28 protein-coding genes are annotated in these 26686 nt (G+C 67.7%); 20 read left to right on the top strand and 8 right to left on the bottom strand.

Annotation, left to right across the window (positions count from 1 at the left end; genetic code table 11):
• Window positions 1–51 precede the first annotated feature (51 nt).
• Window positions 52–2523 carry a phosphoketolase family protein gene (locus tag CGZ91_RS03495; RefSeq protein WP_094452546.1) on the bottom strand — a complete coding sequence of 824 codons (2472 nt, stop codon included), beginning with the start codon at window positions 2521–2523 and terminating at the stop codon, window positions 52–54.
• A gap of 629 nt (window positions 2524–3152) precedes the next feature.
• Here CGZ91_RS03495 and CGZ91_RS03490 point away from each other — a divergent pair.
• On the top strand, window positions 3153–3593 hold the full coding sequence (locus tag CGZ91_RS03490; RefSeq protein WP_094452544.1) for a protein-tyrosine phosphatase family protein: 441 nt from the start codon (window positions 3153–3155) through the stop codon (window positions 3591–3593).
• An 86-nt stretch (window positions 3594–3679) separates the two neighbouring features.
• Here CGZ91_RS03490 and CGZ91_RS03485 read toward each other — a convergent pair whose 3' ends face one another.
• Both CGZ91_RS03485 and CGZ91_RS03480 read right to left on the bottom strand, forming a co-directional pair.
• Window positions 3680–4984, bottom strand: a complete 1305-nt coding sequence (locus CGZ91_RS03485; RefSeq protein WP_094452542.1) for a hypothetical protein — start codon at window positions 4982–4984, stop codon at window positions 3680–3682.
• A 161-nt stretch (window positions 4985–5145) separates the two neighbouring features.
• A complete protein-coding gene (locus CGZ91_RS03480) occupies window positions 5146–5439 on the bottom strand; it encodes a SemiSWEET family sugar transporter (RefSeq protein WP_229116394.1) in 294 nt (97 codons plus the stop codon).
• Window positions 5440–5682: 243 nt separating this feature from the next.
• On the opposite strand from CGZ91_RS03480, the gene CGZ91_RS14205 reads away from it, so the two are divergent.
• The 17 genes from CGZ91_RS14205 to ccsB all read left to right on the top strand — a co-directional run bounded on the left by CGZ91_RS14205 (window position 5683) and on the right by ccsB (window position 18971).
• Window positions 5683–5838, top strand: coding sequence for a hypothetical protein (locus CGZ91_RS14205; RefSeq protein WP_179229193.1), 156 nt, complete (start codon window positions 5683–5685; stop codon window positions 5836–5838).
• A gap of 16 nt (window positions 5839–5854) precedes the next feature.
• On the top strand, window positions 5855–6559 hold the full coding sequence (locus tag CGZ91_RS03475; protein WP_229116393.1) for a hypothetical protein: 705 nt from the start codon (window positions 5855–5857) through the stop codon (window positions 6557–6559).
• Window positions 6445–6690, top strand: a complete 246-nt coding sequence (locus CGZ91_RS14495) for a CPBP family intramembrane glutamic endopeptidase (RefSeq protein WP_229116430.1) — start codon at window positions 6445–6447, stop codon at window positions 6688–6690. The genes CGZ91_RS03475 and CGZ91_RS14495 overlap by 115 nt, the downstream gene beginning before the upstream one ends.
• Before the next feature lie 52 nt (window positions 6691–6742).
• Window positions 6743–7768 (top strand): aspartate-semialdehyde dehydrogenase, encoded by a 1026-nt coding sequence (locus CGZ91_RS03470; protein WP_094452540.1) that lies wholly within the window; start codon window positions 6743–6745, stop codon window positions 7766–7768.
• Window positions 7768–8631 carry a pyrroline-5-carboxylate reductase gene (proC, locus tag CGZ91_RS03465; protein ID WP_094452538.1) on the top strand — a complete coding sequence of 288 codons (864 nt, stop codon included), beginning with the start codon at window positions 7768–7770 and terminating at the stop codon, window positions 8629–8631. The genes CGZ91_RS03470 and proC overlap by 1 nt, the downstream gene beginning before the upstream one ends.
• Window positions 8628–9773 (top strand): acetoin utilization protein AcuC, encoded by a 1146-nt coding sequence (locus tag CGZ91_RS03460; protein ID WP_094452536.1) that lies wholly within the window; start codon window positions 8628–8630, stop codon window positions 9771–9773. The genes proC and CGZ91_RS03460 overlap by 4 nt, the downstream gene beginning before the upstream one ends.
• Before the next feature lie 170 nt (window positions 9774–9943).
• Entirely contained in the window at window positions 9944–10174 is a 231-nt protein-coding gene (locus CGZ91_RS03455; RefSeq protein WP_094451722.1) for a helix-turn-helix domain-containing protein, read from the top strand.
• 9 nt (window positions 10175–10183) lie between these two features.
• Complete coding sequence (locus CGZ91_RS03450) at window positions 10184–11332, top strand: ATP-dependent DNA ligase (protein ID WP_229116392.1); 1149 nt, start codon at window positions 10184–10186, stop codon at window positions 11330–11332.
• Between the two features lie 78 nt (window positions 11333–11410).
• On the top strand, window positions 11411–11512 hold the full coding sequence (locus CGZ91_RS03445) for a 30S ribosomal protein bS22 (RefSeq protein ID WP_094451723.1): 102 nt from the start codon (window positions 11411–11413) through the stop codon (window positions 11510–11512).
• Window positions 11509–11772: a glutaredoxin family protein gene (locus tag CGZ91_RS03440; RefSeq protein WP_094451724.1), complete on the top strand. Its 264-nt coding sequence runs from the start codon at window positions 11509–11511 to the stop codon at window positions 11770–11772. The genes CGZ91_RS03445 and CGZ91_RS03440 overlap by 4 nt, the downstream gene beginning before the upstream one ends.
• An 88-nt stretch (window positions 11773–11860) precedes the next feature.
• On the top strand, window positions 11861–12565 hold the full coding sequence (locus tag CGZ91_RS03435) for a redox-sensing transcriptional repressor Rex (RefSeq protein ID WP_094452534.1): 705 nt from the start codon (window positions 11861–11863) through the stop codon (window positions 12563–12565).
• 81 nt (window positions 12566–12646) lie between these two features.
• On the top strand, window positions 12647–14299 hold the full coding sequence (locus CGZ91_RS03430; protein WP_229116429.1) for a bifunctional uroporphyrinogen-III C-methyltransferase/uroporphyrinogen-III synthase: 1653 nt from the start codon (window positions 12647–12649) through the stop codon (window positions 14297–14299).
• A 53-nt stretch (window positions 14300–14352) separates the two neighbouring features.
• Complete coding sequence (locus CGZ91_RS03425; RefSeq protein ID WP_229116391.1) at window positions 14353–14991, top strand: histidine phosphatase family protein; 639 nt, start codon at window positions 14353–14355, stop codon at window positions 14989–14991.
• Between the two features lie 2 nt (window positions 14992–14993).
• Complete coding sequence (locus CGZ91_RS03420; protein WP_094452530.1) at window positions 14994–15569, top strand: TlpA family protein disulfide reductase; 576 nt, start codon at window positions 14994–14996, stop codon at window positions 15567–15569.
• Between the two features lie 47 nt (window positions 15570–15616).
• Complete coding sequence (locus CGZ91_RS03415; protein ID WP_094452991.1) at window positions 15617–16327, top strand: cytochrome c biogenesis CcdA family protein; 711 nt, start codon at window positions 15617–15619, stop codon at window positions 16325–16327.
• A gap of 32 nt (window positions 16328–16359) precedes the next feature.
• On the top strand, window positions 16360–17976 hold the full coding sequence (gene resB / locus CGZ91_RS03410) for a cytochrome c biogenesis protein ResB (RefSeq protein WP_229116390.1): 1617 nt from the start codon (window positions 16360–16362) through the stop codon (window positions 17974–17976).
• On the top strand, window positions 17973–18971 hold the full coding sequence (gene ccsB / locus CGZ91_RS03405; RefSeq protein WP_094451729.1) for a c-type cytochrome biogenesis protein CcsB: 999 nt from the start codon (window positions 17973–17975) through the stop codon (window positions 18969–18971). Before resB ends, ccsB begins: the two co-directional genes overlap by 4 nt.
• Window positions 18972–18997: 26 nt before the next feature.
• Here ccsB and CGZ91_RS03400 read toward each other — a convergent pair whose 3' ends face one another.
• A complete protein-coding gene (locus CGZ91_RS03400; RefSeq protein WP_094452526.1) occupies window positions 18998–19759 on the bottom strand; it encodes an SDR family NAD(P)-dependent oxidoreductase in 762 nt (253 codons plus the stop codon).
• A 63-nt stretch (window positions 19760–19822) separates the two neighbouring features.
• On the opposite strand from CGZ91_RS03400, the gene CGZ91_RS03395 reads away from it, so the two are divergent.
• Window positions 19823–21235, top strand: coding sequence for a mycothione reductase (locus CGZ91_RS03395; RefSeq protein ID WP_094452524.1), 1413 nt, complete (start codon window positions 19823–19825; stop codon window positions 21233–21235).
• A 47-nt stretch (window positions 21236–21282) separates the two neighbouring features.
• Window positions 21283–22545: a glycoside hydrolase family 3 N-terminal domain-containing protein gene (locus CGZ91_RS03390; protein ID WP_094452522.1), complete on the top strand. Its 1263-nt coding sequence runs from the start codon at window positions 21283–21285 to the stop codon at window positions 22543–22545.
• Between the two features lie 72 nt (window positions 22546–22617).
• Here the strand turns inward: CGZ91_RS03390 and CGZ91_RS03385 are convergent, their stop codons facing one another.
• From CGZ91_RS03385 to pstC, 4 genes are all read right to left on the bottom strand, one after another.
• Window positions 22618–23460 carry a DUF2510 domain-containing protein gene (locus tag CGZ91_RS03385; RefSeq protein WP_179229192.1) on the bottom strand — a complete coding sequence of 281 codons (843 nt, stop codon included), beginning with the start codon at window positions 23458–23460 and terminating at the stop codon, window positions 22618–22620.
• 97 nt (window positions 23461–23557) lie between these two features.
• Window positions 23558–24334 carry a phosphate ABC transporter ATP-binding protein PstB gene (gene pstB / locus CGZ91_RS03380; RefSeq protein ID WP_094452518.1) on the bottom strand — a complete coding sequence of 259 codons (777 nt, stop codon included), beginning with the start codon at window positions 24332–24334 and terminating at the stop codon, window positions 23558–23560.
• Between the two features lie 19 nt (window positions 24335–24353).
• Complete coding sequence (gene pstA / locus CGZ91_RS14490) at window positions 24354–25595, bottom strand: phosphate ABC transporter permease PstA (RefSeq protein WP_229116389.1); 1242 nt, start codon at window positions 25593–25595, stop codon at window positions 24354–24356.
• Window positions 25595–26620 carry a phosphate ABC transporter permease subunit PstC gene (gene pstC / locus CGZ91_RS03370; RefSeq protein ID WP_094452516.1) on the bottom strand — a complete coding sequence of 342 codons (1026 nt, stop codon included), beginning with the start codon at window positions 26618–26620 and terminating at the stop codon, window positions 25595–25597. Before pstC ends, pstA begins: the two co-directional genes overlap by 1 nt.
• Window positions 26621–26686 lie beyond the last annotated feature (66 nt).

Here is a 26686-nt window from a genome sequence, read left to right as displayed (position 1 = left end):
TCGGGGGGGCGCCGCATGTGGGTCGGCGCGGACGCCGGGGGGTGAGCTCCGCTACTCGTTGTCCCCGCCGGTGTCGGAGCCGGGCGCGCCCGAACCCTGGGTGTTGTCGCCGTCCTGCACGACCCACTGCGTCACCTCGGGGAGGTCCTGGCCGTGCTTGCGGGTGTGCTGGCGGGCGCGTACTCGGGAGTCGAGCATCTCTTGGCGCAGGGACGACTCCCGCTCGGCCAGACCCACCCGGTCGATGGCGTCGATGACCAGTCGATAGCGGTCCAGGTCGTTGAGCATCAGCATGTCGAACGGTGTGGTCGTGGTGCCCTTCTCCTTGAAGCCGCGCACGTGGATGTTGTGGTGGTTGGTGCGCCGGTAGGTCAGCTGGTGTACCAGTGACGGGTAGCCGTGGAACGCGAAGATTACTGGCCGGTCGGCGGTGAACAGGGCATCGAAGTCGCGGTGGCTCAGGCCGTGCGGGTGCTCCCGCTCGTCCTGCAGCCGCATGAGGTCCACCACGTTGACCACCCGCACCTTCAACTCCGGCAGCCGCTCGCGCAGCAGCCTGGCCGCGGCGATCGCTTCCATCGTGGGCACGTCGCCAGCGCACCCAAGCACGACATCAGGTTTGCTGCCCGGCTCCTCAGAGCCGGCCCAGTCCCAGATACCGATGCCGCGGGTACAGTGCAGCACGGCCTCATCCATCGTCAGCCATTGCGGCCCGGGCTGTTTGCCGGCGACCACGACGTTGACGTAGTTGCGGGTGCGCAGCACGTGGTCGAATGTCGACAGCAGCGTGTTGGCGTCCGGGGGCAGGTAGATGCGGGTGACGTCGGCGGTCTTGTTCATCACCACGTCGAGGAAGCCCGGGTCCTGATGGGAGAACCCGTTGTGGTCCTGACGCCACACGTGGGAAGACAAGAGATAGTTCAGCGAGGGCACTGGTACTCGCCAGGGTATGTCCCGGCTGGAGTCGAGCCACTTTGCGTGCTGGTTGAACATCGAGTCGATGATGTGGATGAATGCCTCGTAGCTGTTGAGCAGCCCGTGACGGCCCGTGAGCAGGTAGCCCTCCAGCCAGCCCTGTACCTGGTGCTCGGATAGAACCTCCATCACCCGGCCTGTGCGGGACAGGTCGACGTCGGTGTCGAGCAGTTCTGCTTGCCAGGCCTTGCCGCCCGCTTCCACCGCGGCGCCGAGCCGGTTGGAGTGGGTCTCGTCGGGTCCGAAGACCCGGAAGGTCTGCCGGTTCCGGTCCACGACGTCGGCCACCCAGCCACCAAGTACGCGTGTCGCTTCCACGGTGGCGCCACCCGGTACTGGGACGTCGACGCCGTAGTCACGGAAGTCCGGCAGATCCAGGTCGCGGGTGAGTAGACCACCGTTGGCGTGCGGGTTGGCGCTCATTCGCCGCGTGCCGACCGGGTTGTTCTGCGCGACGAGGTCCATGATCCGCCCCTCGGGACCGAAGAGCTCCTCCGGGCGGTAACTGTGCATCCAGCTCTCCAGCAGACGGGTGTACTCCTCGTTGCCGCGGACGGCAGACATTGGGACCTGATGGCTGCGCCAGCTGTTTTCGACCGGCAGTCCGTCGACCTCCTGCGGCCCCGTCCAGCCCTTCGGAGTACGGAAGACGATCATCGGCCACCGCGCCCGCTCGGTGAGGCGTCCGTCGGCAGCGCGAGCGCGGATGTCGACGACCTCGTCAAGGACCTGGGCAAGTAAGCGGGCGAACCGCCGGTGCGTGTTGGTGATGTCCTCGTCGTCGAAGCCGCCCTCGAAGAAGTAGGGCTTGTGGCCGTACCCGACTAGCAGCGACTCCAACTCCTGGCGCGGAATTCGATCGAAGATGGTGGGATTTGCGATCTTGTAGCCGTTGAGGTGCAGGATCGGTAGGACCGTGCCGTCCACCTGCGGGTCGAGGAACTTGTTGCTGTGCCACGCCGTCGCCAGCGGCGCGGTCTCGGCCTCGCCGTCACCGATCACTGCCACCGCGATCAGGTCCGGGTTGTCGAATGCCGCGCCGTAGGCGTGAGACAGAACGTAGCCGAGTTCGCCGCCCTCGTGGATCGATCCGGGCGTCTCGGGTGCGACGTGGCTGGGGATGCCGCCCGGGAAGGAAAACTGTCTGCACAGCTCGTCGACACCGCGGGCATCCGTGCCGACGTGGGAGTAAACCTCCGAGTACGTGCCCTCCAGCCAGGAGGCGGCTACGAGGGACGGGCCGCCGTGACCGGGTCCACTCAGGTAGATCATGTCCAGGTTGCGCTGGATGATCTGGTGGTTGAGGTGGGCATACAGGAAATTCTGCCCCGGGGAGGTCCCCCAGTGCCCGAGCAGCCGGGGCTTGATGTCTTCTTCCGCCAGTGGACGCTTCAGCAGCGCGTTGCCCATCAGATAGATCTGTCCGACCGCGAGATAGTTCGCTGCCCGCCACCACGCATCGACGGCCGCGGCGTCGTCGGGTGCAAGCAGGTATTCGGTGGTCTTGTCCTCGGCAGCCCCTCCGGCCACCCGCGCGTCACGAGTCATACCTCCACCATGTCAGCCCGCGCCCGAAGAAGTCTTCGCACTTCGCCCAGACGTCACTGAAGGAACATCGTTTCGCCACAATCGAACGGCGACACCGCCCCAGGTGTTGGGGGATGACGAGGGCGATGTCACCCAGAAGCGATTTCGTAACTGACCCACAGGGATAAGAAGCCCGACAGCAGGAACACCATGTAGCCGATTGACATTTCACCTGAGGAGCGGCGCTGCAGCGTAGTGCGCAGTTGCAACAGTGAGCGAGTGCCATGACCACCCCCGAAGTAGCGCAGGGACGGCAGGAAGAGTGCGCAGGACGAGTCCTAATTGGAAGCCCTCGTGCCGTGGGCGCCCAGCCAGCAAGAACGAAAAAGGGCCCGCAGTCGCCGTCGAGACGTGAATCGAATCTGGTCTCCCTGGACGTGACAGAGCGCACGCAGCTGACGACGAGCGCGGCGGCCGGCTTCTCAGCCGTGCGGATCTCGCCCTGCTTCCGTCGATGAGCGACGCAGTCTCCCTTGGCAGCGCACAGAAGAGGTCCTCGCTTCGCCCTGTCTCCGAGTCGCCACACCTCTTGCAGATCGAAGTTGAGTCTGCTCCCGCGTAGGCCCGGGCTCTGGAACTAACGTGGCTGCATGAGCACTTGGGAAGGAGCAGTGCGCGGACTCGTGGAGTTCCCGGACGGCCGTCGCATCCGGGGCGCGGGACTCCGGCGTCCTCGCGGCGACATCGCGGCTCCTGAGTTCGCCCTCTACCTGCTCGGTAAGGACCCAAAGATCGAGAGTAGGCCGTACAGGTGGGTTCAGTGGCCGGACTTTCGTCGTCCCGACTCGACGGACGACGTGATCAGCGCACTACGTGAAGCTCATGTACGGGCGGAGTTCGAGCGCGTGGAGATTGCCTGCGGTGGCGGAGTGGGCCGCACGGGCACCGCCATGGCACTCCTCGCTGTCATGAGTGGAGTGGCGCCCGATAAGGCCGTCGCCTGGGTGCGCGAGAACTACCACCCGCGCGCAGTCGAAACCCGATGGCAGCGGCAGTGGGTCAGAAAGGCTGCGGAGCGCCTCGGTACGTGAGCGCTGGGGTTGCGCACGTCCTGAATGAGGTACGGGCCTGCAACCCCCTGCAATCGTGCTACGCGGTGCCCGCGGAGCATTAGCAATTATCGGTCTTTGAAGAATGCTGCTTTGAGCAAGTCGGCCGCGTCGGTGAGCTCCCCTGTCGCGACCTCCAGTTCGCCTCTGGTCACGGTGTCGTTGCCGTCCTCGGTCAGGACCCACGTGACGACCACCGCGCTCGCTTGTGGATCGCGCGCGAGGATCACGTAGTCGTCTTCGTCGCTCGTCCACGGCACGTTGGGACGAAACGACTCAGGCGTGACGGTGACTTCGGCATTGTTGCCGTGATTGCTCCAGTTCACCGGGTATCCGCGCGCCGCGATCCGGAGGTCGGAAGGGTCGAATCCGATTCCGTATGGGTCCTGCCTTCGCACGATGGGTTCGACCACCTTCCTGTAGTCGGCGTCGTCGGATTCGCGGTAGTCGAACACTTCGCAGTCGTGGAAAGTCACGATGAGATGGGGCTTGGCGACGAACCGGTCGTGGCTGAGGACCCGGATGCCTATGCCAGAAAGAGCAACACCCAGGAAGTGCCCTCGCCCGCGCTCGGTATGGGTGGGCTTTTCGCTCCGCCACGCTTCAAGTCGTTTCGCTCGTTCCCCGGGCTCTGGTGGCTGCGTTCTGCCGAAAACGTTCCGGACGAGAAGTGCTGACGGCGGGGCGTCTTCTGTCGGCTTTCGCGGCTTATTGAACTCTTCTTCCTCGAACTCGTAGAGGCGCTCCAGTACTTCGTTGACCCGTTCAACCCGGCTGATGGCTCCGTGGATTTCGACGTCGAGATTGATCGGTGACTTGCCGCCGCCACGAGCCCGTTCAACGAGAGCCAGAACTTCACCTGCTCGTGCGGGGCGGGTGTTGCTGGCTCCCCGCATGTAGATGGCCCCGTCATCGAGGTTGTCTTGACGCTTCACGCCCTGAAAGCTCTTGTGGCACGGGAAGATCGTCTGTCCGTCCTGCGGTGGCTGTGCGACGACGAACAGCACCTCGCGGTCGTCGTCGATACTGATTCTTCCGAACTCGAACGCGGGAAACTGTGGTCCCAGGTAGGGCCGGAGCCGGTCTTCAAGCTCGTGCGCCTCAACACCACGAGGAACACCTTGCGACCGGCCCTTCTGCGCGCCAATAGCGAGTACGGCGTAGCCGTGGAAGTGACGGGCGGCTTCCTGGGGGCGACGGTTGGCAGCTCCGAGAAGGAACTTCGCGACCTTCGCAACACCTTCAGTGCTGGCCAGGTCGAGACTGCTCTTGATTTCCAGGTAGCTCGCCTCGGCTTCGTCGCCGACCGCGAGCACATGATCCAGAATGCTGCGGAGTGCGCGCTCACCGAGGGGGATCATGTCGGCATCCATATCGTTACCTCCCCCCGCCAGTTCTTCGTATCAACGGTACCGGTGCCGTCAGCTACGCACGTGACGCCACGTCCACGCCCGCTGACCTGTCCCGCTGGGTACTGGCGCTACCGAACGTCGACAGGGCAGGTCACCGCCACGTGGAGGTGTCGGCCATCGGCTCAGCGGTCCAGATCGTTCGGTGCGCTGATGCGCTTGAGCCGCGCGGCGACTGCGATGGTAACGAGCGCCACGGCCGTGGCGACGGTGTTCGGGATCACCAACGGCCAATCGTGTCGGGACAGTCCGTAGAAGACCCAAAGCAGAAAGCCGGGGATGAGTAGGGCGAAGTACCCGAGCGATACATCGTCGGCAGAACGGGTTCGCAGCATCCGGTGAATCTGCAAGGCGGGTGCGATCGCCATCACGACTCCCCACGCCGCTGCCGCAAGACCAAGGACGTCACTGAGCACCATGTGGGCCTCCTACTGGTGGCCCTGGCTCTGGTCCTCGTCCGTACAACACGGGGGGCGACACGAGGATGTAACAATAGTAGCGATCGCCCGGAGGAGGTCGCCATCACGCGACGAGACTCACCTAATGTGCTCGCGAAACGGGTCGCGTGCCTCAGATGGGTTTTGCTCGCGAAACGCGGTGCCGTCCTACTCGGTTGGCGGGGCTGTGGGCGGCGGGCTGGCCGGATGGGTTCAGGGTTGTCGATGGCGGCACGTCGGGAGATCACGAAGAAGTACGCCCGTCAGTACGCGGGGGCGTCGAAGAAGGTCAAGGGCCGGATGCTCGATGAGTTGTGCGGGGCGACGGGGTGGTCGCGGGCCCAACGCGCGCCGGGCGCTGGCCGCGGCCCGTGCCCGTAGGGGGCCGGCGCGGGCTGTGGTGCGCAAGCCGCGGGGGCGGGGGGACTCCTATGACGCGTTGAAGGTGCTGATCGAGGTCTGGACGCTGGCCGGAGAGCCGTGCGGGAAGTACCTCGCCGCGGTCATGGCCGACACCCTGGCTGCGTTGGAGGCCCACGGCGAGCTGGGCAAGGTCGCCGACCGGCTCACCGATGAGGTGCGCGCCGAGCTGGTGGCGATGTCCCCGGCCACCATCGACCGCTACCTCGCCCCGACCCGGGCGGCTCGGTACCCGCCGGCGAAGGCCGCGACCCGGCCCTCGGCGACGCTGCGCAGCGAGCTGTCCGTGCGCCGCTCGACCGATGAGATGGAGGCCCGGCCGGGGTTCTTCGAGGTCGACCTGGTCGCTCACTGCGGGCACTCCCTGGCCGGGGAGTTCGCCTGGACGCTGACCGCGACCGACGTGTTCACCGGGTGGACGAGCAACGTCGCGATCAAGAACCCCGCCCACCGGTGGGTGGTGGGCGCGATCGAGCTGATCGCCGACGCCCTGCCCTACCCCGTCGTCGGGCTCGATGCCGATAAGCCGGCATCCTGGAGGAGGTGGTGGTCCTGGGCTACCTCTGCATCCGGCTCCGGCAGCTCGGCCACGGCTGGTGGCTGGTGCTGGCGGTCTCGGCGCTGCTGCGTGCCAGCTATCACCTCTACCAAGGCCCGGGTGGGTTCGTCGGCAACCTGCTGATGGGCGCACTGTTCGTGGTGCTGTTCGCTCGCTGGCGCCGGGTCGGGCCGATGGTGGTGGTCCACACCTGGCTCGACATCGTCGCCTTCGTCGGGTACGCCCTGCTGGCCGGTGTCGTCGACTGGCTCTGACCGCTGCTGAACTCGGCAGCCTCGGGGGCGCCGGACCGCGTAGGCTGGCCCCATGCGTGTTGGAGTTTTTGGTGCCACCGGCCAGGTCGGTGGCGTGATGCGGCAGTTGCTGCTCGAGCGTTCGTTCCCGATCGAGGAGGTGCGGTTCTTCGCCTCTGAGCGTTCCGCCGGCACCACGTTGCCGTTCGGGGACAAGCAGGTGACCGTCGAAGACGTTGCCCGCGCCGACTTCGCCGGCCTGGACCTGGCACTCTTCTCCGCCGGCAAGCAGGCCAGCCTCGAGTACGCCCCGAAGGTCGCCGCTGCGGGCGCCACCGTCATCGACAACTCCTCTGCCTGGCGTGGCGATTCCGAGGTCCCGCTGGTGGTCTCCGAGGTCAACCCCGACGATGCCCGGCGCACCCCGCGCGGCATCATCGCCAACCCGAACTGCACCACCATGGCGGCGATGCCGGTGCTGAAGCCGCTCCACGACCGGGCCGGGCTGTCCCGGCTTCGCGTCGCGACCTACCAGGCGGTGTCGGGTTCCGGCGGGGCCGGTGTCGCGGCGCTCGCCAACCAGACGACCGCGGTGATCGACGCCGACGGCATGGCTGAACTGCCCTTCCGAGGCCGGCCCGAGCTGGGCGGTGACCCGGCCCCCTACATCAAGGGGATCGCGTTCAACGCGCTGCCGATGGCCGGATCGCTGGTCGACGACGGCACCGGGGAGACCGACGAGGAGCAGAAGCTCCGCAACGAGTCCCGCAAGATCCTCCACCTGCCCGACCTGCTGGTCGCCGGCACCTGTGTCCGGGTGGCCACCTTCAGCGGTCACGCGCTGGCGATCCACGCCGAGTTCGACGACCAGATCAGCGCCGAGGAGGCCACCCAGATCCTGGGCGATGCCCCGGGCGTACAGGTGACGGAGGCGCCCACCCCGCGTGACGCGGCCGGCGTCGACGTCACCCTGGTGGGCCGGATCCGCGCCGACCAGTCGGTGCCGCACGGTAAGGGCCTGGTGCTCTTCTGCGCCAGCGACAACCTGCGCAAGGGGGCCGCGCTCAACGCGGTCCAGATCGCGGAGCTGCTGGCCTGATGTCGACTGGCGGTGAGCGTACCGACCGGCCCCGGGTCTGCTTCCTGGGTGCCGGGACGATGGCTGGTGCCGTCATTGGCGGCATGCTGTCGGCCGGTTGGCCCGCCGACCGGATCACGGCCACCCACCGACGGCCCGAGGGCCGGGCGGCGGTCGCCGAGAAGTACGGCATCGAGGTCACCGAAACCTCCCCCGAGGCAGTCGCCGACGCCGATCTGGTGGTGGTCGCGGTCAAGCCGTACGCCGCCCTCGACGTGCTCGCCTCCGTCGTTGAGGGGCTCTCCCCGCACACCGTGGTGGCCTCGCTCTGCGCCGGCATCACGTGCGCCGCAATGGAATCGGCGCTCGAATCCACCGGCCGGGTGCAGCTGGCCCGTTTGTCGGTGGTACGCGTGATGCCCAACACCGCCTGCCTGGTGCGTGCCGGGGTCAGCGGGATCTCGGCCGGTCGGCACGCCGACGAGCAGGCGCTCGCCCGGGTCGTCGAGGTGATGCAGACCGTCGGGAGCACCGTCGAGATCCCCGAAGCCCAGCAGGACGCGCTGGCAGCGGTCTCCGGGTCGGGTGGCGCCTATCTGGCCTTGGTGGCCGAGGCGATGATCGAGGCCGGCGTGCACCAAGGCCTGCCGCGTACCGTCGCCGACGATCTGGTCCGTCAGACCTTCGCCGGCGCCGCGGCGCTGCTGGTCGAAGGCGAGCATCCGGCGGTACTGCGGGAACAGGTCACCTCCCCCGCCGGAAGCACCGCGGCCGCGATCAACGCGCTGGAGAGTGCCGGCGTACGCGCCGCATTCCTGTCCGCGATTGCTGCGGCCACCGAACGGAACCGGGCCTTGGGCGCCCCTGCTGACGAGTCCCGGTGACCCGGCCGCTGCTGCTGCACGACGACGAACTCCTGCTCTACGGGTTCGGCGGCACCCATCCGTTGTCCGTGGGCAGGACTCGGTTTGCGATTGAACTGGCGCGCTACCTCGGAGTCGTCGACCAGTTTCAGGTGCGTCCCTCCAGCGAGGTCGATGTCGAACTGGTCCGCAGCGCCCACGACGACGACTACATCCGGGCGGTCCGCAGCAACCGTTCCCACCCGGCGTACGGCATCGGCACCACTGACAACCCGCTGGTGATCGGGATGCACCACATCGCCGCGCGCACCGTGGCGGCGACCGTCGACGCCTGCCGGTCAGTCTGGCAGGGGGAGGTCAGCCGTGCGGTCAACATCGCCGGCGGTTGGCACCACGCGATGCCTGCGGAGGCCAGCGGGTTCTGCATCTACAACGACGTGGTCGCCGGCATCAAGGAACTGCAGCGGCTCGGCTGCGCCCGGATCGCCTACATCGACGTCGACGCGCACCACGGCGACGGCGTCGAGCTCGCCTTCCAGGGCGATCCCTCAGTGCTGACCGTCAGCATCCACGAATCCCCGCTGACGCTGTTTCCCGGCACCGGCCACGGCACCGACGTGGGCGTCGGCGACGGGATCGGCGCCACGGTCAACCTGCCGGTGCCTGAGGGCACCGACAACCAGGGCTGGCTGCGCGCCTTCGAAGCGGTGGTGCCGGCGGTGGTGCGTCAGTTCCGGCCCGACATCATCATCTCCCAGCACGGCGCTGACGGGCATCGGGAGGACCCGCTGACCGGGCTGGCGCTCGGCGTCGAATCGATGCGGCGGGCGTACGCCATGATCGCCGACCTCGCCGACGAACTCTGTCAGGGCAAGTGGGTGGTGACCGGCGGCGGTGGCTACTCACCGGGCAATGCGGTGCCGCGGGCGTGGGCCCACCTGCTGGCGACGGTGGCCGGCGAACGGATCGACTATGACCTGGCCACGCCCCAGGCGTGGCGGGAGCTGGTCGGCGAGGGGGCGCCGCTGCGGATGGGGGATGGCGGCAGTGAGGACTTCGCCTGCTTCGAGGACGGCTACGACCCGGCCAACGAGATTGATCGGGCCATCATGACGACCCGCCGAGCCGTCTTTCCCGAGCTCGGACTGGATCCCGAATACTGAGCCCTGTCCTCGTGGGTGAGGCTGCGGCGTGTCGCCGAGTCTCAGACGACCTTGAGACTTATTCTGCCCCCCCTGGTCACAGCTGCCCCGTTTGCCACTAGCATCACATCTGTCTCGACCGCGGTCCGGAGGGGAAGCCGGGCCCATGACCGAGACGGAAAAGGTGTCCCATGTCTCCCAGCCCCACCGGCCCCGAGCGCGCCGGCGCGAGGTCGATCACACCTTCGGTGACTTTTCTGACCGTTGCCGAGGTCGCTGAACTGATGCGTGTGTCGAAGATGTCGGTCTATCGACTGATCCACAGCGGCGAGCTCGAGGCCGTCCGGGTCGGCCGCAGCTTCCGGGTCCCGGAGCAGGCCGTCAATGCCTACCTCGAGGGTGCCTTCTACGACGTCGGCTGAGTCGGACCTGTGACCAGCAACGACCTGTGGCGACGGCCGATCGCGCCGATGTTGGCGCGGCCCGAGGCCAGCATCCCGGCTGGGATGGCGTACGAGCCCAAGTGGGACGGCTGGCGCTGCATCCTGGTGCGGGATGGGACCGAGGTCCGGCTCTGGTCGCGGCATGGGACTGACCTGACCGCGTACTTCCCGGAGTTGGTGCGGGCAGCGACGGTGCTGCCGGAACGCTGCATCCTGGACGGCGAGGTCGTCATCATCGAGGACGGCAAGCTGCAGTACACCCGGCTCGCCTCCCGGCATTCCACCGCGATCCGCGCCGACCGGCTGGCGCAGCTGCACCCGGCCCACTTCATCGCCTTCGACGTGCTCGGTTTCGACCAGACCGTGCTGCTGGACCAGCCCTTCGAGGTACGCCGGCAGCTCCTGGAGGCGCTGTGGGCCGGTGCTGGTGATGGGAGCGCGGGTGATGGGGGAGCGCCTGACTGGCCCAAGGAACTGTTGCTCTCGCCGGTGACTCGGGACCGATCGGTGGCCGAACAGTGGTTCACGAAGTTTGAAGCCGCCGGTCTGGACGGCGTCATGGCCAAACCGCTGCAGGGCAGCTATCAGGAGGGCCAGCGGGCGCTGGTCAAGGTCAAGCACCGGCGTACCGCCGATGTCGTTGCGGCCGGCTTCCGGACCGACCGCAACCATAGCGAGACCCATCCCAGCTTGGGATCGGTGCTGCTCGGGCTGTTCGACGACGCCGGCGTGATGCACCTGGTCGGGGTCTGTGCCGGGTTTCCTGACGCGGCCCGAGCCGACCTGGCGCGGATGTTTGCCGAACTGGAGGTGCCGCGCGAAAGCGAGGCGCACGACGAACACCCGTGGGGACCCGCAGCAGCTGCTCGGAGCGGGGCCCGGGTGCCGGACGGCATCATGCGCTGGCGGGAACCCCGCGACGAGGTACACCTGACCTCGCCACTGCTGGTGCTGGAGGTGGAGTACGACTACCTCCACGACGGCTATCGGTTTCGCTCCAACACCAACTTCGTCCGCTGGCGTTCGGACCGGACGCCGCAGTCCTGCCGATTCGACCAGTTGGAGCCCCCGGAAGGGTTCTCGCTGACCGAGGTGCTGGGTGCCGAGCCGGGCTCCGGCGGCCCGCGTTTGAGCTGACCTGCCCCGATCGCGTAGCCTTACGGGGTTGCCTGTTGTCACACAGGCCTGCCACATGCACAGTCGAAGGGATCCCCCGTGGGCTCAGTCATCAAGAAGCGTCGCAAGCGGATGGCCAAGAAGAAGCATCGCAAGCTCCTCAAGCGCACCCGCGTCCAGCGTCGTCGCGCCGGCAAGTGACCGCTGACGCGCGCGAGCGCGTCAGGGTTGAGGTCCTGGTACGCCCCGACTGCCACCTGTGCACCGAAGCGTTGGTGGTCATCGAGGAAGTGTGCCGGGACCTTCGCGTTGCCTGGCGCACGGTCGACATCGACACCGAGGTGTCGGAGGAGATCCGGAGTCGGCACACCGACGAGGTCCCGGTCACCTTCGTGGACGGTGTCCAGCACGACTACTGGCGGGTCGACCCGGAACGGCTGAGGACTGCGCTCAGCCGTTGATCGAGGGCTTTGTGATTCGGTTCACGAACCCCTAGTCTCGGTCGGGACCGGTGGCGGCAGCGCTCCGGCACGGACGGAGGGGGCGGCAGTGACTCAAGCGAGGTCCCAGCAGCCGATCCCCGGTGCCACGTTGGCCCGGTTGCCCGGATATCTCCGAGTGCTGGCCGAACTGTCCGCCGACGGCACCCACACCGTTTCGTCCGACCAGCTCGCCCACGCCTGCGGCGTTCATCCGGCCCAGTTGCGCCGTGACCTGTCCTCGCTGGGCAGCTATGGCACGCGTGGGGTGGGCTACGACGTCGACACGCTGCGCGCCGAGATCGGCGACGAGATCGGCTGGACCCACGACTGGCCGGTGGTGATCGTCGGACTGGGCAACCTGGGCAGTGCCCTGGCCGGCCATGCCGGATTTTCTGCCCGTGGCTTCCGGGTGGTCGCCCTGATCGACGCGGATCCGGCCCGCGAAGGCGAACTGCTGCACGGGCATCGGATCCAGCCGATGGAGCGGCTGGCCGAGGTGGTTGCCCTGGACCATCCCGCGATCGGCGTCATCGCCACTCCGGTGGCCGAGGCCCAGAAGGTCTGCGACGCACTGGTCGCTGCCGGCATCACCAGCGTGCTGAACTTTGCGCCCACCACCTTGACCGTCCCGCCGCAGGTGACCGTGCGCACGGTGGATCTGGGACTCGAACTGCAGATCTTGGCCTACCACGCCCAGGTGAGTCAGGACCCGAGGCAAGCGGTGGTCGATCCGACATCTGGGGGTGCCTCCCGGGCGTCCCTGCAGGCGTGATATAGACGCTCGGTTGCCAAGGTGCGCCGGACGCGAGAAGATCACTTCTACGGGACCCCCAACGGGAGGATATCGGTGACAATGACGACGGCGATGAAGGCTGGCACCGCCGGCAAGGGCTCCACGACGCCGTCCGCGTCGCTGGACCGGCTGGTGGCTGGGCCCCCGCCCGGGCACGTGATCTATGTCGGCACCGGGCCCGGCGACCCCGAGTTGCTCACGCTGGGGGCAGTGCGCGCCATCGCCGAGGCTGCCGCAGTGGTGCTGGACACCCCCGAGCAGCGCGAGCTCTTCAATCACGCTGCGATCAGTCCCGGTGGCGAGGCCGAGGTCGTCGACCTGAGCGCTGAGGGCCGGTTGCGTCCGTCGGTGCGCGCCAAGAAGATCGCCAAGCTCGCCCGGGGCGGCAAACGAGTCGTACGCCTGGTCGCCGGTGACCCCTTCCTGGATGGCGGCGTCGCCGAGGAGGCCGCTGCCTGCGTACGTGCGGGTCTGGCCTTCGAAGTGATTCCCGGAGTCTCCAGCCTCACGGCGATCCCCGAGTACGTCGGCATCTCCATGTCGAGCCCGTCCGGGGTCCACTTCGTGTCGGCCCTCAATGGCGAGTTCACCAAGGTCGGCGCCAGCCAGTGGGGCGAGGGCACCCTGGTCATCGCCACCCGCGGTCAGCATCTGGCGGCCTTTGTCGAGGCCGCGCTGTCGGCGGGCCGGGACGCGGAGGACGAGGTCGTGGTGACCTCCCGCGGCGGCTCCAACCAGCAGAGCTCCGTCGTGATGTCGCTGGCCGAGGTGCAGACCTTCGAATCGGATGCCGATGGCCGGATCCACCTGATGCTGGGTGCCGCGTTGCAGAATCGCGAGGAACTGGCGTGGTATGAGTCCAAGCCGTTGTTCGGTTGGCGGGTGCTGGTGCCGCGCACCAAGGACGACGCCACCCAGATCGCCAACCGGCTGCGGGGCCACGGCGCGGACCCGGAGGAGGTCGGCACCATCTCGGTGGAGCCGCCGCGGACGCCGCAGCAGATGGACCGCGCCATCAAGGGCTTGGTTGCTGGCCGCTACGAGTGGCTGTGCTTCACCTCGGTCAACGCGGTCAAGGCGGTCCGGGAGAAGTTCGACCACTTCGGCCTGGACGCCCGCGACCTGTCCGGCCTGAAGGTCGCGGCGGTCAATGCCGAGACCGCTCAGGCGATGCGTGACTGGGGCATCGAGCCGGACCTGGTGCCGGTGCGCGAACAGACCGCCCACGGCTTGGGTGAGGAGTGGCCGCCCTACGACGACGTGCTCGATCCGATCAACCGGATCTTCGTGCCGCGAGCTGACCTGGCCACCGAGCAGCTGGCAGCGACCTTGGTCGAGCTGGGCTGGGAGGTGGAGGAGGTCACCGCCTACCGCACCGTACGCGCCGCGCCGCCGCCCGTGGAGGTCCGCGAAGCCATCAAGAGTGGCGACTTTGACGCGGTGTGCTTCACTTCCTCCTCGACGGTACGCAACCTGGTCGGCATCGCCGGCAAGCCGCACGCCAACACCCTGGTCGCGGCGATTGGGCAGGCGACCGCCGAGGCCTGCGAAGAGCACGGTCTGACCGTCAGCGTGGTGGCCGCCGAACCGGATCCGGTGGTGTTGGCCGACGCGCTGGCGACCTTCGCCGCCGAACGGCGCACGGAGCTGGAGGAGCAGGGCGAGCCGGTCCTGAAACCGTCCGAGCTGAAGCAGCCGCGTCGGCGTCGCTGACGCGCTGGTGAGCCGTTTCGACAAACGAAAGGGATTTTGTGTCCACTGCTACAGTGCACCTCGTGCGCCACGGTCAGGTCGACAATCCCACGGGGGTCCTCTACGGACGACTGCCCGGTTACGGACTGTCCCAGCTGGGCCTGCAGATGGCCGATCGGCTCGGTGAGCACACCGCCGACTGGCCGCTGACGCACCTGCGGGTGTCACCGCTGCAGCGCGCCCAGGAAACCATGGCGCCGATCCACGCCAACCATGCCGACCTCGAGCTGACGGTGGACGAGCGGGTGATCGAAGCCGTCAACGTCTTCGAGGGCAAGGTCTTCAGCGCCAAGTCCTCCGCGCTGGTCAATCCGAAGAGTTGGTGGCACCTGCGCAACCCGCTGCAGCCCAGCTGGGGTGAGCCCTACAAGTCGATCGTGACCCGGATGCAGGCCGCCATGGCCGATGCCGCGGCTGCCGCCGGCGACGGAGGCACCGCGTTGGTGGTGGCCCACCAGCTGCCGATCTGGATGGCCCGCTGTGCCGCCGAGGGGCGTCGCCTGGTCCACGACCCGCGCAAGCGTGAGTGCACGCTGGCCTCCATCACCTCCTTCACTGTCACCGACGGACACGCAGAGTTCACCGGCTACGCCGAACCCTGCGCCGACCTGCTGCCGGCGAAGAAGACCAAGAAGTTCGTGGCAGGGGCCTGAGGGTGGAGCGTCGGTGGAGTCGTCGGTCGTTGCTGGCAGCCGCAGTCGCGGCACCGGTGGCGCTGGCGGCCTGTTCCGCTGACGGCGAGCAGCGCACCTCCGAACCGGGCAGCGGCTATGTCGGCGGCAGTGGCGTCACCACCATCGCCGAGGACCGGCGTACGCTGGCACCCCGGCTGACCGGCACCGACCTGGATGACAACCCGATCAGCCTGCCCGAGCCGGGCCGAGCCATCGTGCTGAACGTGTGGGGGTCGTGGTGTGCCCCCTGCCGCAAGGAAGCCCCCGACTTGGTCACGGCCGCCGCAGAGCTGGCTGACCGGGCCGACTTCTTCGGCATCAACAACCGGGACCTCAACCCGGCCCAGGCACGGGCCTTCGTGCGGACCTTCGAGATCCCCTATCCGAGCTTCTATGACCCCGACGGCCGGCTGCTGCTGGAATTTGCCGACCACGTCCCGCCGGGGGCGATTCCCTCCACCATCATCATTGACAGGCAGGGCCGGATCGCCGCCCGGGTGCTGGGCGTGATTTCGGCGACCAGCCTGGTGCAGTTGGTCGACGAGGTGGCCTCGTGATCCTCCTTCAGGCCGACAGCTGGGTGCAGCAGGCGCTGTCCGGGTCGATGCTGCTGGCGGTCCCGCTGGCGCTGGTGGCCGGCCTGGTCTCCTTCTTCTCCCCGTGCGTGCTGCCGCTGTTGCCGGGCTACCTCTCCTATGCCTCCGGCCTCGGCGCCGCCGATGTCCTGGCGGGCAAGCGCCGCTCGCGGATGGTGGCGGGCACCGCCGGCTTCGTCCTTGGTTTCACTGCGGTCTTCGCGGCCAGCGGTGCGCTGGCCGGCACCGTGGGTCGGTTCCTGCTGATCAACCAGCGACCGCTCCAGATCGCTCTCGGCGTCGCGATCATCGTGGCTGGCGTGGCGTTCTGGGGGTTGGTGCCGCTGCTGAACCAGCAACGCAAGATCAGCTGGTTGCCCCGGGCCGGGGTGGCCGCTGCGCCGGTGCTCGGGGTCATCTTCGGGCTCGGCTGGACCCCCTGCATCGGCCCGACCCTGGCGGTGGTGTTGTCCTTGGCTGCCAATGAGGGCACCGTCGGCCGCGGCGCATTGCTGGCGACGGTCTATTCACTGGGGTTGGGGCTGCCGTTCCTGCTGGGGGCATTGGCGTACCCCTGGCTGAGTCCGAAGCTGACGTGGATCACCTCGCACCAGCGCACCCTCACCATCATCGCCGGCGCCCTGATGGTGCTGGTCGGGATCGCCCTGCTGACCGGGCTGTGGGACCTCGCGGTTGCCCAGCTGCGGCAGTGGTCGGCCCAGTTCGGAGCGATTTTATGAGCAAAGACGGGTCTGTGAGCAACGATGGGTCTGTGACCGAGGCGACGGCGGCCGAGCCGACCTCGCCCCAGAAGCCCCGGAAGAAGAAGCCCAATCCGGTCGTGGCGACGCTGAAGTGGGGTTGGGGTCAGCTGACCTCGATGAAGACCGCGCTGTTGTTGCTGTTCCTGCTTGCGCTGGCCTCGATCCCCGGCGGCATCCTGCCGCAGCGCCCGACCGTGCCCTTCCAGGTCGAGGACTATCTGGATCAGCATCCGCGGATCGGGCCGGTGCTCGATGCGATCGGGATGTTCGACGTCTACAACTCGGCATGGTTCAGCGCGGTCTATCTGCTGCTCTTCGTGTCCCTGTTGGGCTGCATCATCCCCCGGGTCCGGGTGTACGCCCGCGCCCTGCGGCGGCAGCCCCCGCGTACGCCTCGCAAGCTGGGCGGGTTGCCGACCAGCGCCACCGGCACGGTCGACGCCGGCACCGACACGGTGCTGGACCGGGCCGAGGAATGGCTGAAGTCGCGGCGTTACCGGGTGCGACGGGAGGCCGACTCGGTCTCGGCCGAACGCGGTTACCTGCGGGAGGCCGGCAACCTGGTCTTCCACATCTCGCTCGTGGGCGTCCTGCTGGGCGTCGGCATCAACAGCCTGTGGTCCTTCAAGGGCGAAGCGGTCGTGGTGGAGGGGCAGGGGTTCTCCAACAGTCTGGTGCAGTACGACTCCTTCACCCACGGAGCCATGGTGGATCCGGAGCAGATGGCACCCTTCCACCTGGGGCTGGACGCCTTCGAGGTGGAGTTCGAAACCGGTCCGGTGCAGCGCGGCGCTGCCCGGGTGTTCCGGGCCCACGCCGTGGTGACCGAGCCGGGCCGAGATCCCCAGGACCGGATGCTGGAGGTCAACAAGCCACTCCAGATCGGCGGCAGCACCGTCCACCTGATCCAGCACGGGTACGCCCCGGTGGTCGAGGTCTGGGACGGCAACGGGGACATTGCTTATGCCGGGGCAGTGGTCTTCCTGCCCCAGGACGGCAACTTCAGCTCCGCCGGCATCATCAACGCTCCTGACGGACGCCCGGAGCGGCTGGCCTTCGAAGGTTTCTTCCTGCCGACCGCCGACATCGACAACGAACTCGGCCCAGTCTCCCTGTTTCCGGACGCGTACAACCCCGAACTCTTCCTGAATGCTTGGAGCGGGCCGCCGAAAGCCGAGGAGACCGGCATCCCGCAGAACGTCTACGTGCTGGACACCAGCGGTCTGGAACCGGTCCAGAACGCCGACGGCACCGACACCCTGCGGATGCGGTTGAAGCCGGGGGAGCAGATGGTGCTCCCCGACGGCCAGGGCAGCATCGCCTTCGTCGGCTTCAACCGGTGGATCAAGGTGCAGGTGAGTTCCAGCCCCGGCCTGTGGGTGATCGTCGGCTTCACCATCCTGGGGGTCATCGGCGTCTCGGCCTCGCTGTTCGTGCGCCCCCGCCGAATGTTCCTGCGACTCACCGGTGACGAGGTCGCCGTGGCCGGGCTGGACCGGGTGGACGGACGTACCGGCCTGCGGGAGGAACTGGACGCATTCGCCGACGCCGTCGGCCTGAGCGAGAATGAACCCGACGAGGTCGGCGAGGAAACTGCAGCCGACCCGGGCGAGGAGGACACATGACCATCGAGCAGATCTCCAACCTGAGCATCCACAGCGCGATGGTCATCTACGCGCTCGCGGCCGTGCTCTACACCTTCGAGTGGGCTGCCGGCAGCCGACTCAAGCCGGTCGCGGTCGCGACCCGGACCCGGACCCGGACCAAGGCCGCTGTTGGCGCGGGCGGCGCTGGCTCGGATGCTGCCGACTCAACCGTCACGCTCGACGGCGACGACCTGCCGGCTGACCCCCATCAGGAGAAGGCCTCACTGCGGCTGGAACAGTTCGGCCGGATGGCGGTCGCCACCATGGCGATCGGCTGGGTGCTGAACCTCGTTGGCATGGTCACCCGTGGCATCGCGGCCGGCCGGACGCCGTGGGCCAACATGTACGAATTCACCATCAGCTCGACGGTCTTCGCCGTCGGCATCTTCCTGGTGCTGATGCGCTTCACGCAGGTGCGCTGGCTGGGCCTGCCGCTGTCCTGGTTCGCGTCGATCGCGCTCGGCCTGGCCGTGACGGTCTTCTTCGTCGACGTCGCCCCGCTGGTGCCCTCACTGCACTCGGTGTGGTTCATCATCCACATCGTCGCCGCGGTCATCTGCTCGGCGGTCTTCACCGTCGGCGGCCTCGCCTCGGTGCTCTATCTGGTCAAGGCCCACGCCGAAAAGAAGGGCAGCGTTGGCGGCTATCTGTCGCGGCTGCCCAGCTCGGAGGGGATCGATCGGCTGGCGTACGGCCTGCATGCCTTCGCGTTCCCGCTGTGGAGCTTCACGATCGTCGCCGGCGCGATCTGGGCCGAGTATGCCTGGGGCCGGTTCTGGGGCTTCGACCCGAAGGAGACCTGGTCGCTGATCACCTGGGTCGTGTACGCCTGCTATCTCCACGCCCGCGTCACCGCCGGCTGGCGTGGCAAGCCCGCGGCGATCATCGCGATCGTGGGCCTGGTGTGCTTCTGGTTCAATTTCGTCGGGGTGAACCTGCTCTTCAGCGGCCTGCACTCCTACGCAGGCATCTGAGCGGCTGATTCAAGGACAGGGCTGATTCAGGCGACGTAACGCTGGGCGATCGCCCGCGCGAGCGACCGGGGCGCCAGCCGGTTCGCGAAGGCCATCAGTCCGTTCATGGTGCCGTCGACCGCCACTGAGCGGCCCGAGGCGAGCGCCGACAGGGTGGTCCGCACCACATCTTCTGGGGTACGCCGCATCGCCATCGCGTCGGGATCGCCGGCACGTTCGAAGAAGCCGGTCTCGGTCGGACCGGGGCAGATCGCCAGCACCTGTACGCCGGCCGGGGCCAACTCGGCGGCCAGGCCATCACTGAAGGACAACACGAATGCCTTGGACGCCGCGTACGCCGCCATCGTCGGAATCGGCTGGAAGGCGGCGGTGCTGGCGACGTTGATGATCTCGCCGCGTCCGGCAGCGGCCATCCGGGCGCCGAAACCGTGCGCGAGCTGGACCAGTGCACCGCAGTTGAGCTGAATCATCTCGGCGACCTCGGCCGGGTCCGCAGTCACCACCTCACCCTTGAGCCCGAAGCCGGCGTTGTTGACCAGAACGTCCACCGGTTCCTCGACCGCATCCAGGATCTCCTGGGCCGCACCCGGAACGCCCAGATCCACCGGGACGATGGTGGCTTCGGCGGCATGCCGGCTGCTGAGGTGCTGGGCCAGTTCGGTGAGCGCGGCGGGCCGTCGCCCGCTGAGGATCAGGCGGCAACCGCGCTGAGCAAAGGCTTCGGCATAGGCACGTCCCAGTCCGCCGGTGGCGCCGGTGATGAGGACAGTCTTGGGTCGTTGCTCCATGCCGCCAACGGTAGCTGGAGACGCTGTCCCGATCGGGTGGGGTGTCGGTGGCAGGATGGGGCCATGGAGCATTTCGATCTCTGCGTCATTGGTTCTGGCACCGGCAATTCGATCATTGATGAGGCGTTCGCCGACAAGAAAGTGGCACTCGTCGAGAAGTCGGAGATCTTCGGCGGCACCTGCCTCAACCGGGGTTGCATTCCGACCAAGATGTACGTCAAACCAGCTGATTTGGCGGTGGCGGCCGCCGAGGCGGGCCGACTCGGCCTCACGCCCGCGACGCTGACCGCGGACTGGGACGCCATCCGGGACCGGATCTTCGGGCGCATCGATGCGATCTCCGCCGGCGGTCTGGACTATCGCGAAGGGCTCGACAATGTCACCGTCTTCCATGGCGAGGCCCGCTTCACCGGACCACGTCAGCTGAAGGTCGGCGACCAGGAATTCACCGCGGACCAGGTCGTCATCGCGACGGGCTCCAGCTCGGTGGTGCCGGATTGGATCAACGAGGACCACGCCGAGGCGTTGGCCGGTCTGGTGCACACCTCCGACAGCATCATGCGCATCGACGAATTGCCCCGTCAGTTGATCATCGTCGGCGGCGGTTACGTCGGCGCCGAGTTTGCCCACATCTTCTCCGGGCTGGGCGTCGACGTCACCATGATCCACCGCGGTGACCTGTTGCTGCGCGGTCAGGACGAGGCAGTCCGGGAACGCTTCACGGAACTGTTGGGCAAGCGGGTACGGATCCACCTGGGTCAGCAGGTGACCGGCTTGGTGCCCGGCGGCGATGACGATGTGGCCGGGGGCGTACGCGTGCTCACCACCGACGACGACGAGGTCGAGTATGACTACGACGCCGATCTGGTGCTGGTCGCGGTGGGACGGGAACCCAACCTCGACCTCGACCTCGACAAGGCCGGCGTCGAGGTGGCGGAGGGCCGGATCCGGGTGGACGCCTATCAGCGCACCAGCGCCGACGGGGTCTGGGCGCTGGGCGACGTGTCGAGCCCGTGGATGCTCAAGCACGTTGCCAACCACGAGGGCCGCATCGTCCACCACAACATCACCCACCCCGACCATCTGGAGCCCGCCGACCACCGCTTCGTGCCGGCGGCAGTGTTCAGCGACCCGCAGGTCGCCAGCGTCGGCCTCACCGAGCAGCAGGCGCGCCGGGAAGGCTACGACGTGGTGACCGGCACCACCGACTACGCCGCCACCGCCTACGGCTGGGCGTTGGAGGACGAGGGCCACTTCTGCAAGCTGGTCGGGGACCGGGACGGCCGCCTGTTGGGTGGTCACATCATCGGTCCGGACGCGTCGATGCTGATCCAGCCGATCATCGAGGCGCTCAGCTTCGACCTGCCGCTGCGCCGGCTGGCGCGCGGCCAGTACTGGATCCATCCCGCCCTCACCGAGGTGGTCGAGAACGCCCTGCTGGCGCTGCAGGAGGCAAGCGCCGAGCCGCGTTCCTGAGCACACCTAGACTGAGTCACGCTTTCGTCCGAACAGGAGTCCCTGCCATGTCCCCCTTTGCGTCCCCGGCTCGACGCCGCCGGCTCAGCCTGGTCGGACTCGGTCTGGCGTTGGCACTGCTGGCGGCCTGTTCGGCTGGTCCGGCCCCGGAGCCGCCACCCTCGCCGGTCGGTTCGGTGGAGACCTCGACCGAGGAACCGACCGCGATTCCGTCCGACCCGGTTCCCAGCGTCACGGTGCCGCCCGAGGTGTCGCAGTGCCGCTCGATCGTGGAACACCTGCCACTGGAGCTGCAGGTCGGGCAGTTGCTGATGCTTGGCGTGCAGACCAACTCCGGTGTGGGGGAGGACCTCTTCGAGGTGATGCGCAGTACCAACACCGGCAGCATCCTGCTGCTGGGCAATTACACCGGCGGGGTGTCCGGGGTCCGCGAGTTGACCGACCAGGTACGCGAGAGCAGCGGCGTACCCTTGCCGCTCGCCGTTGCTGCGGACCAGGAAGGCGGCCAGGTGCAGCGACTGCGAGGGTCAGGCTTCGACCGGATCCCCTCGGCTGCCGAGCAGGCGGAGCTGGACCCGGACGAGCTGCGAGCCGAGGCCGAGACCTGGGCCACCCAGCTCAAGGATGCAGGCGTGGACTGGAATCTGGCTCCGGTCGGCGACGTCGTGCCGCAGGACAAGATGACCACCAATGAGCCGATCGGCCGACTCGATCGTGGCTACGGCTCGGACCCGGCGGCAGTCGCGGTGCAGGTCGAGGCGTTCATCGAAGGGATGGACGCGGCCGGGATGGGCACCTCCGTCAAGCACTTCCCGGGCTTGGGTGAGGTGGAGGGCAACACCGACCTGAGCGCCGACGTACGCGATGAGGTCACCGGCCCGGATTCACCGTCACTCACGATCTTCCAGCAGGCCATCGCCGCCGGCGCTGACATGGTGATGATCTCCTCGGCGACCTACACCCGGATCGACCCCGACCACCCCGGTGTCTACTCCCCGGCGCTGATCGAGCAGCTGCTGCGCGAACAGCTCGGCTACGGCGGGCTGGTGATCTCCGATGACCTCGGCGAGGCCGAGGCCGCTGCCCAGTTACCCTCGGGGGAGGCGGTACCGGCCGGGGAGCGGGCGGTGCTGTTCATCCAGGCCGGCGGGGACCTGGTGATCAACGCCAACCCGGCACTGCAGCAGGAGATGGCGGACGCGCTGCTGGCCAAGGCCGAGGCCGACCCGGCGTTTCGGGAACGGATCACCGAGTCGGCCAGCCGAGTGCTGGGCGCCAAGGCCGCCCGCGGCCTGATGCTGTGTCAGTGACAGACGTGGGTCAATGACAGACGTGGGTCAATGACAGACGTGGGTCAATGACAGACGTGGGTCAGTAGGGCGTCAGCCCTCGATCCGGATCGCGTCCATCGAGTCCCGCGCCGGCTGCAGCAACTCCGGGGCGGTGTTGGGGATGGAGGCGAAGAAGATGCCAGCCGACTCCGCGTCGATCGCGACGATCAGGATGATGGCCGTCTCGTTGGTGGTGCGCAGGTTTTCGATGTCGAAGCTCAGCTCCGTCTCGACCAGCCAGGCCTCGTGCCCCTCGACGGTGCGGGCCTCGTTGATCTGGTCACTGCGAGTGACCTCGTTGTCGCCGTAGAAGGATCCCAGGATGCAGCGCACCACGATCTCGGAGGCAGCCTCGGGGCTGTAGAAGCCGTCACCGGCGACCAGCCGGCCAATGTGGACCGAGGCCACCCAGCTCTGACCGGGGGCATAGTTCGGTTCCACGGTGACGATCTGGCCGATGACGCCGGCACCGAACGGCATCCGGGTCTCGATCTCGGGCGCACCCCACGGTGAACCCAGCAGCGGATAGGACATACCGCCGCCGTGCACCCGGCCGTCGCCGGGCTGGTCGTCGGGCGGGATCGGCGTCTCGGGAGCGGGCGGGCAGACATCGCCCTGGGAGGGCGGCACCTCGGTGCCGTCGCCGCCCAGCACGTCGCCCAGTCGTGGGATGGCGAAGATCGCGATCAGCACGATCACCAGGGCGCCCACCGCGATCGCAATCCACAGGCCGGGGCCGCTGCGGCCGCCGCCCTGGGAGTCACCGGAGTCGGATGGCGCGCCTGATCCGCCAGGCGTTGGGCTCGCTTCGGCGGCCCACTGCTGGCCGTCCCAGTAGCGGTACATGCCGGGCTGACCGGCAGGGTCGGGATACCAGCCTGGTTGTGCGCTCACGCCACCATCGTAACCACCGAGGAGGGTACGCCGACCCCTGACGCAGAACGGGCCCCAGCGCAACCGCTGAAGCCCGTTCGGGAGAGTGGGGGATGGATCAGCCGAAGCGGCCGGTGATGTAGTCCTCGGTTGCCTTCTTGGCGGGGTTGGAGAAAATCGTCTCGGTCTTGTCGATCTCCACCAGGGCGCCGGGCTTGCCCTGCGCCTCGAGGTTGAAGAAGGCCGTCTGGTCCGACACCCGGGCTGCCTGCTGCATGTTGTGGGTGACGATGACGACGGTGTAGTCGCTCTTCAGCTCACCGATCAGGTCCTCGATCGCCAGGGTCGAGATCGGGTCCAGGGCGGAGCACGGCTCGTCCATCAGGACCACCTCGGGCTCCACGGCGATGGCGCGGGCGATGCACAGACGCTGCTGCTGGCCACCGGACAGGCCGACACCGGCGGAGCCGAGCCGGTCCTTCACCTCATTCCAGAGGTTGGCTGCCTTCAGCGACTTCTCCACCGCCTCGTCGAGCACCTTCTTGCGGCGCTCGCCGTTGAGGCGCAGGCCCGCAGCGACGTTGTCGTAGATCGACATGGAGGGGAAGGGGTTGGGGCGCTGGAAGACCATTCCCACGAGCCGCCGGACCGCGACCGGGTCGACACCCTGACCGTAGAGGTTGGTGCCGTCGAGCCGGATCTCGCCCTCACAGTAGGCGCCCTGGATGACTTCGTGCATCCGGTTCAGGGTGCGGAGCACGGTCGACTTGCCGCAGCCCGAGGGGCCGATGAAGGCCGTCACCGAAGCCGGCTCGACCGTCAGGTTGACGTTCTGGACGGCGTGGAACTTGCCGTAGTAGACGTTGAGGTTCTCGACCTCAATGCGCTTGGCCATGACTGATGGTCCTTTCGGCTTACTTCTGCTTCAACTGGCCGGCCCGGGAAATGGCGCGGGCCAGCAGGTTGAGCAACATGACGATGAAGATCAGGGTGAACGCTGCACCCCAGGTCCGGTCGTAACCGGGGAACTGCGGAGCGATCACACGACTGGTGTTGATCATCGTGGGCAGCGCGCCCATGCTACCGCTGAACGGATTGAGATACAGATTCGTGGCATAGCCGACCAGGATCAGCCAGGGAGCCGTCTCGCCCATGACTCGGGCGATGCCCAAGATGACACCGGTGAAGATGCCGCTGCGGGCCGTGGGGACCACGACCGACATGATCGTCTTCCACTTCGGTACGCCGAGGGCGTACGAAGCTTCGCGCAGCGAGTTGGGCACCAGTTTGAGCATCTCCTCGGTGGAGCGCAGCACCACCGGGATCATCAGGATCATCAGGGCCAGCGCCACGGCGAAGGCGGACTTGCCCATGCCCAGGGTCGTGATGAGCAGGGTGTAGATGAACAGGCCCGCCACGATCGAGGGGATACCGGTGAGGATGTCCACGCAGAACGAGACCACCCGGCCCAGCCGGGTGCCGCGGGCGTACTCGACGAGGAAGACTGCACCCAACAGGGCGAGCGGGACCGCAACCAAGGTGGTCAGGGCCGTCACCACCACCGAGCCGTAGATGGCGTGCAGGGCACCGCCGCGCGGGGTCTGCGGGGTGGCAGCACCGAGCGGTTCGGTCCACCACTCCATCGACGGAGTCAGCAGCCAGCCGGCGCCCTCGTCGGAGGTGACCCGGACGATCAGGTCGGGGTTGTTCTCCAACTCCCGCTCGATCCGGTTCAGGCTGAGGGTGCCGTAGGTGTTGAACGGGGCTCCCACCTCGGGGTAGCGGCCACCGCCCACCCAGCGCCATTCGTAACCGTCGGGGGCTTCGGCGAAGTACTCGGTGCCGCAGGCCTCGGTGGGGGCACGGGTGGCGTCACGACCCTCGTCGGTGACGCACAGCTGGGTGTAGTCCGGCGGAGCCATCACGTTGAGGGGGGCGCCCCGCATGGTGACCGAGATGAGGATCCACAGCAGGGGAGCCAGGGCCAGCACCGCCGAGCCCCAGATCAGCGCCCGCATCAGTACATCGACGAAGGTGCGGCTGCCCTTGGGGCGGCGCAGGTCCAGACCGCCAGGGTTGCCGCCGGCCGGGGTGAGTTCAGTGGTGGCGGAGTCGAGGTCAGGAGTTGCCACGGAGGTGTCATCAGATGCACTCATCACTTGGCCTTTCCGGAGTCGGCGACCACGCGCGCCAGCGCGTTGACGACGAAGGTGATCAGGAAGAGCGTCAGGCCCGCAGCGATGTACGCACCGGTGGTCAACGGATGGCTGAACTCACCCTGGTTGGAGGCGATGGTGGAAGCGAAGGTCTCGCCGCCGGCGAAGATCGAGAAGTCGATCGGGCCGGAGCCGGGCGTGGACAGGATGATCATCACGGCGATGGTCTCGCCGAGGGCGCGCCCCAGGCCCAGCATCGCGGCGGCGACCACACCGGAACGACCATGGGGCAGCACGGCCATCCGCATGACCTCCCAGCGGGTGGCGCCGAGGGCGAGCGAGGCCTCGATCTCGTCACGGGGCGTCTGCGCGAAGGAGTCGCGGCACAGCGCAGTGATGATCGGCAGGATCATGATCGCCAGCACGATGCCGGCGGTGAAGGCCGAACCGTCCGGGACGGCCAGACCGCCGCGGAAGCCGGGGATGACCGCGCCGACCGTGGAGCGCAGGAACTCCGAGAAGGGGCGCAGGAAGGGAGCAAGGAACTGGAAGCCCCACAGGCCGAAGATCACCGAGGGCACTGCCGCCAGCAGGTCCACCACGAAGGCGATCGGCTGCCCGATGCGCTTGGGGGTGTAGTGCGTGATGAGCAGGGCGATGCCGACCGAGACCGGCACCGCCAACAGCAAGGCGATGGTCGAGGTGAGGACGGTGGTCCACAGCAGGCCGAGGATGCCGAACCGGAGGTTGTTCGGATCCATCGTCCATTCGTTGGTGCCGAAGAAGTTGGCATTGTTCGCCAATAGCGCGGGCACCGCCGAAGTGGTGAGGAAAAGTGCGACGAATGCCACCGCCAGCACGATGATGGCGCTGGCTGCCGTGCTCGAGATCGTCATGGCACGGTCGCCGACCCGGCTGACCTTCGCGTGAGCGGCGCGGTCGGTCTCGCCGCCGCGTTCCTGGGTCGTGACGGCACGGCGGGGCGTCGGGTCATCCCCTGGCGGGGGAACATCATTGCTGGACATCGCACTCCCTATCAGAGCGTGGAGCTTGCGGACAGGTCAAGGCTTTGACCCCAGAAACGGCCCCCT

The sequence above is a fragment of the Parenemella sanctibonifatiensis genome, assembly GCF_002250565.1.
Lineage (GTDB): Bacteria > Actinomycetota > Actinomycetes > Propionibacteriales > Propionibacteriaceae > Parenemella > Parenemella sanctibonifatiensis.
Note: the sequence above shows the minus strand (reverse complement) of the source record. Positions and strands in the feature narration are given on the sequence as shown.